Here is a 14,664-nt window from a genome sequence, read left to right as displayed (position 1 = left end):
TAAAGTGAGAGAGAATGATTGCAGTAAACCAAATATACCATTCGGACTGTTTGACGGGGTTAAGATCCCTGCCGGATGACTTTGTGCAATGCTGTATCACCAGCCCGCCTTACTGGCGGCTGCGCGACTACGGCGTTGCCGGACAACTGGGCTCCGAAGATACTCCGGAAGAATACATAAAAGCGTTAACAGAAATATTTAGCGAGGTCAAGCGGGTCTTAAAACCCGAGGGCACCCTTTGGCTAAACCTCGGGGATGCCTATTGGGGCTCCGGCAAGGCAGGTAAAAACTCGGCGTACCAGGCCAAACACCGGGAGTTTGGCAAATCATCTAAAAACATCGCGCGGTTTGGCCAGCCCACCACCGGCAAACATGCCGAGATCAAGAACAAAGACCTGATCGGCCTGCCCTGGATGGTCGCCTTTGCTTTGCGGAAACAAGGCTGGTATCTCCGGCAGGACATCATCTGGCATAAACCGAACCATATGCCCGAAAGCGTGACCGATCGCTGCACAAAAGCACACGAATATGTTTTCCTGTTCTCCAAAAGCCCAAAGTATTACTTCGATCACACCGCTATTAAAACTCCGGCGAAAGGAAAAACAATTGCAGACAGAACCTCCCGCATGGCCAGGAAAGCACCGGAAAATAAGCTGGTCAACTGCTTCCGCAAAGAACGAGGACCTTACGATACCGCCAACCGCAGATCGGTCTGGAGCATCATTACCGTACCGTTTAAAGGCGCTCATTCTGCAGCTTTCCCGCCTGAGCTACCCGAACTATGCCTCAAAGCTGGAAGCCGTGAAGGTGACATTGTTCTCGATCCTTTTATGGGCGCCGGAACGACGGCATTGGCTGCCACCAGGCTCAACCGGCAATATATCGGATTTGAGATCAACCCTGGCTATATACAGCTGGCGGAAGAACGAATCAGTTCATCAATTAAACTTTAACATCATGGGAATAGAAATACTGACGGTGGCGGACCTTGAAGATTTCCGTCTGAAAATGCTGAGAGACATCGAAAAACTTATAGGAACAAATAAGCCAAAAAAATGGCTGAAAACGCACGAAGTTATGGAATTGCTCGATATGTCGGAAGTCACCTTGCAGACGCTCAGGAACAAAGGCATTATTCCATATCGCAAACTTGGAGGAGTCTGCTATTATAACATCGAAGAAATAGAAAATGCCTTAAACCAACTATAAGTGAAGCGCGAGTTCACAACGAATACCGATCATGGAAGTAACCCCAATGCTTTTTACATATCGCGTTGTAAAGAAAACAGGACTGCGATTTAAGGAAGGCGAATACGAAGTTCGAATACGCCTTTCCCAATTGAAGGAAAAGGAATTCGTACCGCTTGGGTACAGTTCAACTCCTGAAAATTGGAATGAAACGCTGAGGCTGCCTCATCCGTCGCATCCCTACTACAGGGAGTTAACAGCCAAGATTAACAAGTACCTGGAGGATATACAATTTGAGCTGAAAGTGGCTGAAAAAGCCGGACATTACCCGAACTGCCTTGACATCAAACGTAAAGTAACGCACAGCGAGAACGTACCTTTAACGCAGCGCGGCCAGTTAAAAATACTGGAATACTTTGATAAAGTGATCAACGGACTGGAAGAGGCCGGCAATCCGGGTTATGCGGATGTATTCGATAGCACGAGATCGAAAGTGAGCAAGATTTTAAATAACGGTAAATTCATCTCCAAAGAAGAGCGCGAAAAAGAAAAGGACAAATCTTTTCTCAGCTTCACTAAAGAAGATCACCAAAGATATGAATGGCTCATATCAGATGGCACTACCGAATCGACAAAGAGCCTGTATCTAAGAACCTACTACCGGATATGGAACATGGCTATCAAAGACGGCTACTGCACGCGGGATAAACATCATCCTTCCAATTTTATCAAATACCAGCCGTACAAACGGATAAGAACCAAAAAGCGTTCTATTAAAGAAGATTATCTGGAAAAGATACTGGAGCTGGATTTTGAACCTCACACCCGTAAATTCCGTTCCCATCAGCTTCTTCAGTTTACCTATTATGCCAGGGGTATTAACTTCGGCGACCTGTGCAAGCTGAAGAAGGAAGACATTGGCAACGGAACTATCCATTATACCCGTTCAAAAAACCATCGGGAATACGATTATATATTGCATCCGCAGGCTATGGAAGTCGTTAATTACTTCCTGAAAGAATACCCCGTAAAAAGCGATGCGGGGTATGTTTTCCCTTTTCTTTTTGCTATCCACAATACGCCCAGAAAGATAGACCAACGCGTAGAATCAGCGTTACAGGATTTTAATGAGGATCTCAAGGAAATGGCGGAAGCAGTTGGATGGCAAAGAAAATTCACCAGCTATTCGTTAAGGCATGGATTTGCCACGCATCTAAGAAACAACGGTGTCGATATCTCGATTATTAAAGAAGCACTGGGTCATGAAATCGAACAGCAGACCAATGTATATCTGGACGATCTGGACGACAAGCCGGTGGCCGATGAAGTAAACCGGGCGCTTTTGAAATTACCATCCAAAAAAAACAAAGGAAAAAGCAAGGGAAAAAAGCTGTGATTTCCAAACCTTTGATATTTGTATTTATAAGTATTTATGCCGATTCGAGGGTGTTTGACGGTTTAATAAACGACTGAGTGGCCACCGAGGCGTAATTTCCAGTAACCTCCTATAGCCATACCTCCATCAAAGGATAGCTTTGCTATCTTCCGGGAAATTTGTAAGTGGTGTTACTCACGATCTAAGCGAAAAGATCGATTTAAAAGCCTTTCATTGCGAGATCATTAACGATTAAGAGGCATTAAAAGCGGTAGAAAATTCTTATGTGACAATGCCAAAGATCAGGGAAATTACGTAGTCGGAACTTGATGAGAATTATCTGTGTGTCAAAACAGAATTTGTCGCCATTTTAGATGGTGAAATGGAAAGGATTTATGACACTCCCGAGTTAGCATACTCACTTATCAAGAGAATAGTGACATACGATGTTGCGTGACAAACACCTTTTTATATGGCGGGAATTTTTTTTATTATTAATTTACTCATTTAGAAAAATGTATATAATTGATTAAGTTTACATCACATGAAATCCATTTCTAACGAAGAAGCTTTATTTAAAATAATAGGTCAAATTATCTCTTACCCTAAATCTCAATTATTACCTGTAGGTGTTGAAAGCATGGACGATTGTGCACTAATTAAAATCGACTCAGAGCGATCAATGGCTGTTTCTAGTGATTTTGTTCGGGGTTCGGGTTTTACACTCTTCCATTTAGGTCATATGAATTACTATGACGTTGGCTACTATCTTATCTCCGCAAATTTAAGTGATCTGGCCTCCGTTGGTGCAAAGCCTATTGGACTAACTACGATAGTGCGATATGCCGACATGGACGATGAAGATTTTAGGGCCGTCTTTCAGGGAATGAAAGACTCGGCCGATAGATTTGATGTGCAGATTATTGGAGGAGACATAGGGAGTTATAAAGCAGATGTTTTTGCAGCCACTGCTATGGGTATTGTAGATACTGCAAAAGCATTGTTGCGAAAAAATGTGAGAGATGGTGATTTGTTATGTTTAACCGGAACTGTTGGTAAACCTATTACTGCTTTACTTTACTTCAAAGAAATTCGGCAACTAGGACTAACGTTGACTAAAGAAGAAGAGGAGATTATTCTTCAATCCTGGAAGCGTCCGGAACCTAGAATTAAGGAAGGGCTGATATTGGCAGATAATAGTATCGGTAACGCCTGTCAGGATGTATCCGATGGACTGAAAGGGACAATTGATCAGCTTTCCAAAGCAAGTGGCAAATACTTCACTATATTCGAAAATAATATTCCCATCGAATCGGCAACAAGAAGGCTTGCCGAATTTCTAAATATCAATCCGGTAACAATAGCGATAAGTGCATCCGTTGACTTCGAGTTGACATTTACTATAGCCAAAGAAAATAAAGAATTATGTGAGAGACTATTTAGTGAAATAGGCTCGAAACTAATAGTTATCGGAGAGGTAAATAATTTGGGTGAAAATATAATGATTGATCGATATGGAACTTCCTGTCCATTACCTGGAGTCAAATTTGATCAAAGACCTATTCAGGAAATTATTAAAGACATTATCAAAACATAACCTTTATGGGAGTAATTATACCTGTAGACAATGATGATCTTCTATTTGTCGAAGAATTTTTAAATAAAAAATTCAAAAGTAAATTAGGAGCAATCAATGAGATTACATATAACAAACTCAGTAGGGTTGGGTATTCTGGTGTTAGCATTTATATCATCGATTATTTAACTACCGCAACTGGAGCAAAGAAGAAAAAAGTAATTTTTAAAATAGCTCGAAGAAAAGGGGGGAGTAAGTTAATTGATAAATTGACTAATGAAGAAGCAAGCTATAAAGAATATGTTTATAATACGTTGGATCATGCACCTACAGCAATCGAATTTTACGAAAATTCCGCTTATGCCGGGATAGCTTATCCATATAAATCTTTTGCAGAGGCCAACACTTTAAATCTCCACGAACTTTTCCAACAGGCGTTTATTGAGGAAAATTCGGGAGTGCCCGATGCAGAAGAAAAGATTTATAATGAGATAAAAACAGTAATTACCGCTGTTTATAAAGTGAATTTGAAAAAGTGGATGAATGATTATCAAATTATTTCAACCGACTGGAATTCTCAATACGATTGGTATTTGAGGTGGGAAAGATCAAAAAAAAGAATATTATCTATTCTAAATTGCGAAAATGAAGATCAGGAATATGTTTTTTACAATGAACGGAAATTCCATAATCCGGTAAATGTTATAACGAAAATAAAATCAGAGACTAACGATTTTATAACACGGGTAATACATGGAGATTTACATCAAAGAAATATTCTATTAAACGGAAAAGACCATGTAGAGCAACCTTGGATCATAGATTTTGAATGGACTAAAGGTGATATGCATTTTCTTGTAGATTATGCTCTTCTGGAGTGCTCGATTAAATTTCAATATTTGACTTCACTAATGGTAGATAATGAAATATTTACTTTTGAAAAATGTTTAAATAACCACCTTCCAAACCCTCCATTTAAATACCGTAGAATCAAAGAACTTTATATTCAAATATCAAATATCAGAGCTTTGGCGCTTGAAGAATATATGTCCGCCTGCAAAAAATTAAAACTTCCAATATCTGAAAGCAAATTTCAATCAGAATATTTGAGATCGGTTATTCTAATGACTACGGGGTTATTAGGCGTTTCTAACTTTGAAGAGGTGGATAAAAGAGGCCTAGTTAGCTCATTGATTTTTTTGTGCAATGAATATGGATCAAATACGGAAATATCTAAGAAGCTGAACGAGATTGGCGAAACGAGCATAGTAAGGAAATATATTTTTCCAGCGTTTAAAAATGACAAGTTTCCCCAGATATATATTGACAAAGGCGATGATTGTTCTGCATTTTCCTTGAGAGAGGATAGCAATTTAGTAATAGCATCTACTGATCCCTGCCCGCTTCCTGTTGCTTGGCTACTAGGAGACCTTGATTTCTCAATCTATGGCTGGTATTCAGTATTAATCAACTTAAGCGATTTGGCATCAATGGGGGCTGCGCCAATAGGTATACAATTATCTGTGGAAATGCCCGAGGATATGCACATTATCGAATTTGAGAAATTTTTATCCGGTGTAAAAGAGATATCGGAACTCTTTAGCTGTCCCATAATTGGTGGAAATGTGAAAGATGGCAGTCGATTTCTATCTACAGGAACAATTTTCGGTGAAACGAGCAAACATAAACTATTGTTGAGGAATCAGGCACACGATGGAGATTATATAATTGTTATAGGCACAATGGGGCTTTTCTGGTCAGCAATATTAGACTATAATGATAGGTTGTATTTTAGTGATAACGAAATTTACAAAATAATAAATCGCCCGATACCTAGAGTCGAAGAAGGATTGTTACTCGTTGAAAACCGATTGACATCCTGTGGAATGGACAGTTCTGATGGTTTAATCAGTTGTTTTTATGAAATTGCCGGGCAAAGTGGGGTTGATTTTTATCTTGATTTTTCCCTGATTTTGGAATCCTTGGATCAGCGTGTTATTGATTCAGCAAAACATTATGGAATTAATCATCTCGTCAATATAGCCTTAAGTTGGGGAGAATGGCAGTTAGTGACCACGATTTCTCCAAATATGTTGCCAGAGTTTCAAAAAGTGTTCAAGGAAAATCCGTACCATATTTTAGGAAAAGTTATTGCCGGCGATGGTCATGTGAGAATTCATAAAGAAGATGTGGATTATACAATAAAGGATTTCGGGAGTAAAAGATTTAATTCTAATTCCTATTTCAGCAATGGATTAGACGCATATAAAGAGTATTTAAAAAATGATTTTCTTTCACCTATTTGATAAAAGCTTTTAAAGTATTTAATTATTAATTCCAATGAAACTCGTTAGAGATAATATACCCGAAATTATAAGTAGGTCAGGGAAGATACCATTATTTCACCTTGCTAACGAGCATGAAATAAGGCAATTATTAAATGAAAAATTACTGGAGGAGGTTAATGAGTTTTTAAGCGCCCCCTCGGAAGAAGAATTGGCCGATATTTATGAAATACTTGATGCTATCGTCGGAGAATATAATTACGATTCTAAATCGATTTCTGCCATAAAAGAAGAAAAAGCCAAAACAAATGGCTCTTTTAATAAGAAACTAATTTTAGAAGGAATTAAAGAATCTGATGTATAATGACCCCTTATGTCCCTTTTGTGACATTACGACGGAAAAAAAGATTTTTCGCTGGATAAATGCCATCCCAAAAGATTTAATATCATTTAATCGTATAATACTTTATGAAAATGAGTATTTTGTCATTATCCCAGACATCAGTCCAATTGTGGAATATCATGTTTTAATAATTCCAAAGCTTCATTATCAATCCATTTCAGAAATTCCGATAGATTCGGATATATATATAGCTGATGCCAGGGAGTTCATTAAGAATCTTTATCTTGATATGCCCGATAAAGAAGTAATATTTTTTGAGCATGGATCATGTAACATAACCGGATCAGCATGTATAAATCATGCGCATTTACATTGTTTGCCGTTAGAAAAAAAAGAAATTAGGCAGTTGCAATTAAAGGTGGATAAAATAAATGATGGTTCTGACCTATTCGTCGAAAACGAAAGCTATCTCTCTTTTGAGATTAGCGGGAGAACATATAAATGGGCTGATAACTGGGGAATAAAGCAATTCTTGCGAAAAACAATAGCGGAAACGGTAAGACGCCCTAATCGAAATAACTGGCAGGGCTCTCTATCGGTAGATAGCGAGAAAGAAATAACAAAGAAATGGTTAAATAATGTTCTAATTAAATTCAAAAAATCACATGAGGATCAATGAGATTTGGGAAAAAGCTGAAAAAGGAGTAATCTATTTTATTCTTGTAGTTTTTATAGCGACAGAACTGCTTTCAGTTTTCATGAAAGGGTTGGCAGATTTCATGGATGCACACGGCAGTTTGCTATTAATCTCATTAATCCTTCTTTCAATTTTTAGATACCTAGATAAGAATATTTCGTTTGCACAAAAAACAGGACTAAAAGCAGTTGAAAGATTTACAACGGATGTTCTTTCTCTGTTCAATACGCCAAATCTTCACGAGGTAAAGATATTTGCAAATAGCAGTTATAAATATTTCAACGCTATTTCGGAAAGCAATATAAGGATTGACTCTGTTTATTTGTTGATAAGGGATTTTCGTGACGCTAAGTCAATACAGTTTCCAACATCCGAAACCGGAAAAATGGATTTTGCCAATAATTCAAAACAATTAGTAAAAGGCTGGAAGTCTTTGCTGGAACAAGGAAAAATAAATAAGCTACATATTTATGCTTATCCTTTTGACAGCATTCTACATTTTATGATTATTGATAATTGCAAACTTCATTTCGGACTTTTAAAACCTAAACATGAATTTCCTGGTAGTGATTTAAATGGATCTTTTATTGTCGACAATACTTCGGAAGATGGAAAGTCATTGATAAAATCGTATGAAATGGAATTTAACTCCATTATGGAAAATTTCAGCGAAGAATTGTCTTAAGTCAAAGGCCTGAATACAAATATTAATAAATGTGAAAATTGCGTGCAACGCCTACTCTTGGAACCACAGTAACCTCCCAGTAACCTCCAAACATGGTTTAAGTTAGTTAAAAATGACTTTTCATCGGATTTGAAACTGCCAAAAGGCCCCTTATTAAAGGGTTTTATAACTTATTGGGGGTCATTTTAAATACTTGGTGTGCGGCATGGCATGCAAGAGGTCATCGGTTCGACTCCGATATTCTCCACAAAGCCCACCAAAAGGTGGGCTTTTTTTATGATCTATTCAGTTTACATCCTTTATTTTGCAGAAATACCTGATCATGCGCATTGCGCCAGGCGGCCAGGTCACGGGAGATTATGCCGGAATTAGCCGTATTTAGGTAAGCGTAATTGTCCAGTACAGGAAACTGAGCTGAGAAGTCCATGGCGCAAAAATAATGGGAATGCTGATCAATTCTTGAAAAATTCGCCGTTAACATTCAAAGTGATCTCATCGCCAAGCATGATATCCGCAAAACCTGCCCCGATATTAAAATCAGCACGCTTAATAACGCCGCTAACCTTAAACCCTGCTACAGTCTTCGTCAAGCCTGCCGCTGCCGGAGGGATGCGCACCAGCGCATCTAAAACGATAGATTTGCTAACGCCGTGCAGTGTTAGATTGCCTTTAATTTGATAAGCGGAAGCATTCTTCCTGATTACGGATGTACTTTTGAAAACCACTTTTGGGAATTTGTCTACGTTTAAAAAATCTGCGTTTCTGATATTTTTATCCCGGTGCTCGTTATCCGTGTTGATGCTTGCCGCATCAGCGCTAAAATCAAAAGTTGCGCCCGAAAAATCTTCGCCTGGCGTTGTAATGGTGGCATCGAAAGATTTGAATGAACCTTCCACATCGCTGGTCATATTATGCGTGATGCTGAAACCAACCTTAGCATGGTTTTTATCAACAGTCCAGTTACCCGGGGCGATAGGTTTAAAGGAGAACAATAAGGCTGATATAGCTATAGCCGAAGTAATAAATAGTGTTTTCATGATCTGTTTTGTTTGATTAACTCTGGTACAAAGCTAAATGCACCTGCTGCAACCTAACATGCAAAAATCAAAGGATAAGTTGCATATATCAAACGTTTGATTTCCGCATCTTTTGGTTTGATTTCCGCAATCTCCTGCGCCCCTGCCTTATTAATTTTGCTTATTCAAATCAATTAATGTCTTACGCAATCTTTAAGCAATCATGGAAAATAAATTATTTTTAAGCATCGCAGCCGGTTTAGGCTTAACGCTTTCTTTCGGTTTATTGTCATTCAAAAGTGGTAACACAGCGGATACTCCAGCATCCTATCACTATGGCTCGGTTAAATTGACGAGTACTTATAAGTTCGATCATCCGGCCCCGGGTGCTGCGGAGGCTTTTGCTCGCGTTGTCTATCCCATTTTCCGGGATAATAAACTAAACAATATCATCACAAGTGCCGTGCTTTCGCCCTTGAAAGTAAAATATGATTTTCAAAATACGCTTGCAGCAGAACATCCGACACTTTCTAATATGGACGCAATTAACACTGGCGCTGCAGGTTACCCAGAGCTGGGTCATAATTTTCTACAGCAATTTGAAGCCCAAGCCTCACAAGATGATTTTAAAGCTTATTGGTATGCGGACATCCATGTTAAAGTACTCGCAGAAAAACAAGATTATACCGCCCTGTTATGTGAGAAAGATTACTTTACGGGTGGCCTGCATGATCTGTATGATCACATTTACCTTAATTACGATAATCGTAATCACCAGTTAATCACATTAAATTCACAGTTTAAACCAAATATGCAAAATGAGTTAAAAGTGATCGCCGAGCGCATCTTTCGTAAAAATGAGGGACTGGCTTCAACGCAGGAACTAGATGGGTATTTCTTTAAAGATGATCAATTCAATTTGCCGGCCAATTTTACGATTACCGATCAGGGTTTGCTATTCTTTTATGATTATTATGAGATAAAACCTTTCGCTGCCGGCACCACACAATTGGTTATTCCATTTGCCGATTTAAAAGACCTGGTTTTACCCAATTCGGTTTTAGCTGATCAAATGGATAAGAAATAAATAGAAAAGCAGAAGATGCCGGCAACAAGCTGTCGGGCATCTTTTGTGTATAAAATAAAGTTTATTAACTAATCAAAAAAAAGAAAATATGAAAGCACTTGTTTTAGAGAACTATGGTTCTCCATTTGTAATAAAAGAAATTGAACGCCCGGTCCCGAAAGACGGCGAAGTATTGGTACAGATCAAAGCCGCCAGCGTTAATCCACTGGATACCAAAATAAAGACCGGCAATGCCGGCCATGCAAAAACCAAGCTACCTGCTATCCTCGGTATTGATATGGCCGGGATAGTTGTCGAAGTGGGTAAAGATGTGAAAAACTTCAAAGCAGGTGATGAGGTTTATGGAATGACCGGCGGAATAGCGGGTGTACAGGGATCGCTTGCCGAATACGCTGCAGTTGATGCCGATCTGTTGGCTTTGAAACCCAAAAACCTGATCATGGGCAAAGCCGCAGCTATCCCGCTTGGATTTATCACTGCCTGGGAAGGTTTAGTAGACCGCGCAAAAATAGAAAAAGGTAAAACGGTGCTGATCCATGGCGGCACCGGTGGCGTAGGCCACATGGCGACGCAGATCGCCGTTGCCAAAGGTGCAAAAGTATTTACAACAGATAGCCCGGCAAAAAAAGAACTGGCAGAAGCTTTTGGCGCGACTTCCATAGATTACACGTCCAGTTCAATTGAGGACTATATGACTAAACACACAGACGGGGAAGGTTTTGATATTGTTTTTGACACCGTAGGTGGCGCAGTATTGGACGATTCCTTTAAGGCAGCTAAAACCTACCATGGTCATGTGGTGAGTATTTTGGGTTGGGGAACGCACAGCATCGCTCCCTTATCTTTTCGGGGTGCTACCTACTCAGGTGTGTTTACCTTGCTGCCGCTTATCACCGGAAAACACCGGGCACATCATGGCGAGATTCTTCGCGAAGCCACCGCGATTATTGAAGCGGGTCAATTGAAGCCGATCATTGATCCTTCACATTACACCTTTGAAAATATCGAAGAAGCCTATCAGGCGGTAGCATCGGGAAAAGCGAAAGGGAAAGTAATTATCAATCTTGGTTAAGATCAATAATTTAATTGATGAAAGCCGCTGTACTTTACAGCGGCTTTTTTATGGATAAACGATGCGTTCTGAATGCCCTAACCACCATATTTTCGACCATAAATAAAACCAGCCGATTGCCTGGTTTGAAAGTGCAGTTTTAAAGAAGTTAAGCTTTAACAGGAACGGCCTGGCCCCATTCAGAACGAGTTATCGTGTGTCCGTTAAGTGTTTAAACAATTTCTTTTGAACGTCTCAAGCTTCCCTCCAGCGATTTCGGGCCTGCAAAAGCCGGGCCACCCATATGCCAGCCATCCGTGTGCAATTTCTTCTATCAGCACCCAAACTACCTCGCGGAAAGCTTCATATCCTTCAAATTTTCACCATCACATCGGTCAGTGCGGCTGCAAGTGCGTGTTTTTCTTCAGTGGTGAAGACACCGTCAACCAGTTTTACATTTACAAAAGGCATAATAATTTAATTTAGTGTTAATGAATATATGTATGTGAATTATTGATTCACCCATCCGGCGAAAGCTTGTTTAATGAGTTCTTTATTAGTTTTCATAGCGTGTTTTTTTATGGCATAAATGAAGGTTGCAGGGCGTTCGGCTTATTAATCAACTTAATGGATTGAAGTTTCCCGGGAACGTTGGCCCCAAACCAGTTTTCATCGCTTTTCTGTTTCCAGGTGACTAAAGTCCGGGTATTGCCGTTGGTGTATAGGACCGACATCGTACTTGACTTTTTATTGATAAAAGAGGCCATCATTTTCAGATGCGAATCATTGAATCCTACCGGTTGTGTAAAAACGAAGTCTTCCTTTTTCTGTGGGCGGTGGCAATTCAGACATTCATTAGCAAACAGGGCGGTTTTACCGTAGGGTACTAAATTGGCAGTTTTGAACCGCGCGAAGCCCCAGCCTTTCGTGGCTGCATATTTCCCGTCATTCTTAATCATATATTCAACCTGTTTAAAGGCACCGGTTTTTATATTCCCGTCCTTGTCTTCCAGTTGATCCCAGGCAACTTTCGCCAATATGGTTCCGTTCGGCCAGGGACGGATATGGTTTTGCTGAATGGCTTTAACCGCGATATCGTTAGCGAAGATTACGCGCATGGTGCCGTTGTCAAACCGGTCCGTGGTGCTGATCACCTGCCAGTTTTTATAGTCAGGCATATAGTTAATACCGTTTAAGGCAACAGGTAATTGGTTTAGCGGCGCTTGCTTATTTTTGAGCTGTGTTGCTAAAGCATTTATTTTCGCGGTATCTCCGGCTTTGTTTTTGGGAACCAGGCTCGACATATAAGCTTTTAAAATAGCCAGGTCATGTGTGGAAACTTTGGCGTCGCGATGAACAAACGCATAGCTTTTCAAAGGCATCGCTCCGGCAGCAACCTGGTTGATTGCTTCCCAGAATTTCGCATTCCGCTCGGCGGGCATCATCTTTTCCATAGTGGAAAAATTGAGTCCTTCCCGTCCTTCTTTGACATGCGCCGCAACCTGCCAGTAAACCGGCGCGATCTGATCGTACCACCGAAGGTTCGTTTCATCGGAATGACAATCATAACAGGCCCTTTTAAAAATAGCTTTTACCGCAGTCGGTACTTGAATTTCAGCTACCGGCCGGGAGTTGATGATAACCGGATGCTTAAACTGAATGGCTATTGCAACCGCCAGTAAGGTTATCAAAGCCAGTGTAAATTTGCGTTTTGTTTTCATAGGAGTTGTTTTAAGCAGCCAGCATAGACCTGGTCATTTTGCGGTAAGCATTCGGGCTCATTTGGGTATGTTTCCTAAAAAAATTGATAAAATGAGGGCCTTCTTCAAAACCGAAGCAGTAGCCGATCTCACAGACATTCCACAGGGAACTGTGTAATAGCCTACCGGCTTCCCGGGTGATCCTGTCGGCGATGTGCTGAGAGGTCGTTTTACCGGTGCTATCTTTTAAGCACCTGTTCAGGTGATTCACATGTATGGAAAGCGCTGCTGCGAAATCCACCGGATATCTGCAATTCATCTTACTGTAGGGTGAACTAACGGGGAACTGTTTTTCCAACAGTTCAAAAAACAGCTCGGTTAACCTGAGCGTACCATTGGAGTTGAAGATTATTTTTTCCATTATCTTAATAATTGGGTAGCTATTTGCAAGCCGATAGTCAATATGTTGATGATCAGCGATTTGAAAACCAACCGCTCTTTCAAATTCTCGAATGAGAACAGGCCGTTTGTCAGGTCAAATATTCTTTTCATGTAAGCGATTCCGTTTTCCGGCAGCGATGCCGAGATAACGACTGCAATGCACGCCGTCATGATCAGGTGCGTGGCATAGAACAGGTACGTTTCCATTTTTTAATTTTAAGCTTAGCGTCCGGGAACAGTGATTAGTTAATTAGTTGATCAGGTTTTGAGTGATGTAAAGGGTATTTACTCCGGCAGGGATATCGAGTTTTATAGGGTTTGCTGCATTGGAAAAAAGGCGCAGCTCTTTGGTGCCGGCCATATCGGTTAAGGGGTCAGGGTCAGGGTCAACAAAAGCAATTCGTGTTTCCCATATCGGCGCGATACGTTTCATGACTGTTTCATCGGCAGTGAAATTTGCTGCATTAAGTGTGGCGGCGTAGTTGCTGATTAATTCACTTTCAATAGCTGTGCCACTGATATTTGCCATTGACTGGTTATTCAGTTTGATGTTGGTGGCAAAGCAATCCAGGTTCAGATCCGCTTTTGCTTTATTGAATAATTCGACATCTATTTCCAGGGTCGAAAATCTGCCTTCCGTTTGCACCAGTACGTTATCATAAGCAGACAGTGCGCGCAGGTCGTCTACTGTTACCCAGACCTGGAGTCTTTCCGTTCTGTAGCAGGTAATGCGCAGCACACCGTTCTCTACCTGTACCAGGGCGTTGTGATCATAATAAGTGCTGTTCATTTCCACCCTGTTTTTTTCGCCGGATAATAGATGCAGCTGGACATTACCATGTACCTCGATCTTATAGAAATGATTGATCCAGGTTAGTTCGGTGTATTCCTGGTGGTTTCCTGAATTGGCTGCAAATGAATTGTTGGCTGCAGTGAGCATTAATAATAGTGTTGCGATTGTTAAAAGTGTTGTCTTCATGATTTCTAAAGTTTTGATAGTTTTTGTTTTTTCGTTGAGCAAATTTGCCTCGAAAACAGCCCCGGTTTCGTTAACTGATTGCTAATGAGTGTTAACTAAACTTAATTCGGATTCAGGTATTTAAGCTGTTTTTGAAGCGGAATCGCGCTGTAACAGCGGAAAGCACTCTTGAAATGGATTGTTAACTAGTGTTAACTGTATAGACAGCCTTTGCAGATATGGCTATCTTCGTACAATGAAA

General features: G+C 40.3%; 17 protein-coding genes. 10 read left to right on the top strand and 7 right to left on the bottom strand.

Translation table 11 applies throughout. From position 1 onward, the window contains the following. Window positions 1-14: 14 nt before the first annotated feature. The 8 genes from HB679_RS13775 (at window position 15) to HB679_RS13740 (ending at window position 8,149) form a co-directional block, all read left to right on the top strand. Window positions 15-953 (top strand): site-specific DNA-methyltransferase, encoded by a 939-nt coding sequence (locus HB679_RS13775; RefSeq protein ID WP_214072581.1) that lies wholly within the window; start codon window positions 15-17, stop codon window positions 951-953. Between the two features lie 4 nt (window positions 954-957). Beyond that, window positions 958-1,209 carry a helix-turn-helix domain-containing protein gene (locus HB679_RS13770; RefSeq protein WP_214072580.1) on the top strand — a complete coding sequence of 84 codons (252 nt, stop codon included), beginning with the start codon at window positions 958-960 and terminating at the stop codon, window positions 1,207-1,209. A 31-nt stretch (window positions 1,210-1,240) separates the two neighbouring features. Then, window positions 1,241-2,584, top strand: a complete 1,344-nt coding sequence (locus HB679_RS13765; protein ID WP_214072579.1) for a tyrosine-type recombinase/integrase — start codon at window positions 1,241-1,243, stop codon at window positions 2,582-2,584. Between the two features lie 523 nt (window positions 2,585-3,107). After that, a complete protein-coding gene (gene thiL / locus HB679_RS13760) occupies window positions 3,108-4,160 on the top strand; it encodes a thiamine-phosphate kinase (protein ID WP_214072578.1) in 1,053 nt (350 codons plus the stop codon). A 5-nt stretch (window positions 4,161-4,165) separates the two neighbouring features. Further along, the gene (locus HB679_RS13755) at window positions 4,166-6,445 is read left to right on the top strand and encodes a thiamine-phosphate kinase (protein ID WP_214072577.1); all 2,280 of its coding nucleotides are present in this window, start codon (window positions 4,166-4,168) and stop codon (window positions 6,443-6,445) included. 34 nt (window positions 6,446-6,479) lie between these two features. Further along, a complete protein-coding gene (locus HB679_RS13750; protein WP_214072576.1) occupies window positions 6,480-6,788 on the top strand; it encodes a nucleoside triphosphate pyrophosphohydrolase in 309 nt (102 codons plus the stop codon). Next, complete coding sequence (locus tag HB679_RS13745; RefSeq protein WP_214072575.1) at window positions 6,781-7,446, top strand: HIT domain-containing protein; 666 nt, start codon at window positions 6,781-6,783, stop codon at window positions 7,444-7,446. The genes HB679_RS13750 and HB679_RS13745 overlap by 8 nt, the downstream gene beginning before the upstream one ends. Next, entirely contained in the window at window positions 7,433-8,149 is a 717-nt protein-coding gene (locus HB679_RS13740) for a hypothetical protein (protein WP_214072574.1), read from the top strand. Before HB679_RS13745 ends, HB679_RS13740 begins: the two co-directional genes overlap by 14 nt. A 274-nt stretch (window positions 8,150-8,423) precedes the next feature. Here the strand turns inward: HB679_RS13740 and HB679_RS13735 are convergent, their stop codons facing one another. Continuing rightward, window positions 8,424-8,576, bottom strand: a complete 153-nt coding sequence (locus HB679_RS13735) for a hypothetical protein (RefSeq protein ID WP_214072573.1) — start codon at window positions 8,574-8,576, stop codon at window positions 8,424-8,426. 25 nt (window positions 8,577-8,601) lie between these two features. Continuing rightward, entirely contained in the window at window positions 8,602-9,186 is a 585-nt protein-coding gene (locus HB679_RS13730) for a YceI family protein (RefSeq protein WP_214072572.1), read from the bottom strand. Window positions 9,187-9,388: 202 nt separating this feature from the next. Between HB679_RS13730 and HB679_RS13725 the strand changes: the two genes are divergently transcribed. Beyond that, complete coding sequence (locus tag HB679_RS13725; protein WP_214072571.1) at window positions 9,389-10,252, top strand: RsiV family protein; 864 nt, start codon at window positions 9,389-9,391, stop codon at window positions 10,250-10,252. Window positions 10,253-10,340: 88 nt separating this feature from the next. Then, complete coding sequence (locus tag HB679_RS13720) at window positions 10,341-11,324, top strand: zinc-dependent alcohol dehydrogenase family protein (RefSeq protein WP_214072570.1); 984 nt, start codon at window positions 10,341-10,343, stop codon at window positions 11,322-11,324. A gap of 351 nt (window positions 11,325-11,675) precedes the next feature. On the opposite strand, the gene HB679_RS13715 is transcribed toward HB679_RS13720, so the two are convergent. The 5 genes from HB679_RS13715 to HB679_RS13695 form a co-directional block, all read right to left on the bottom strand. Further along, the gene (locus HB679_RS13715) at window positions 11,676-11,774 is read right to left on the bottom strand and encodes a tautomerase family protein (protein WP_214072569.1); all 99 of its coding nucleotides are present in this window, start codon (window positions 11,772-11,774) and stop codon (window positions 11,676-11,678) included. 107 nt (window positions 11,775-11,881) lie between these two features. Continuing rightward, window positions 11,882-13,024, bottom strand: coding sequence for a heme-binding domain-containing protein (locus HB679_RS13710; RefSeq protein ID WP_214072568.1), 1,143 nt, complete (start codon window positions 13,022-13,024; stop codon window positions 11,882-11,884). 10 nt (window positions 13,025-13,034) lie between these two features. Continuing rightward, the gene (locus HB679_RS13705) at window positions 13,035-13,424 is read right to left on the bottom strand and encodes a helix-turn-helix domain-containing protein (RefSeq protein WP_214072567.1); all 390 of its coding nucleotides are present in this window, start codon (window positions 13,422-13,424) and stop codon (window positions 13,035-13,037) included. Next, entirely contained in the window at window positions 13,424-13,651 is a 228-nt protein-coding gene (locus HB679_RS13700; RefSeq protein WP_214072566.1) for a hypothetical protein, read from the bottom strand. The genes HB679_RS13705 and HB679_RS13700 overlap by 1 nt, the downstream gene beginning before the upstream one ends. Before the next feature lie 43 nt (window positions 13,652-13,694). After that, on the bottom strand, window positions 13,695-14,423 hold the full coding sequence (locus HB679_RS13695; RefSeq protein WP_214072565.1) for a DUF2807 domain-containing protein: 729 nt from the start codon (window positions 14,421-14,423) through the stop codon (window positions 13,695-13,697). Window positions 14,424-14,664: the final 241 nt, after the last annotated feature.

Origin of the sequence: Mucilaginibacter sp. dw_454, assembly GCF_018449775.1 — a bacterium.
Classification (GTDB): Bacteria; Bacteroidota; Bacteroidia; order Sphingobacteriales; family Sphingobacteriaceae; genus Mucilaginibacter.
This window is presented reverse-complemented; position numbering and strand designations above follow the sequence as displayed.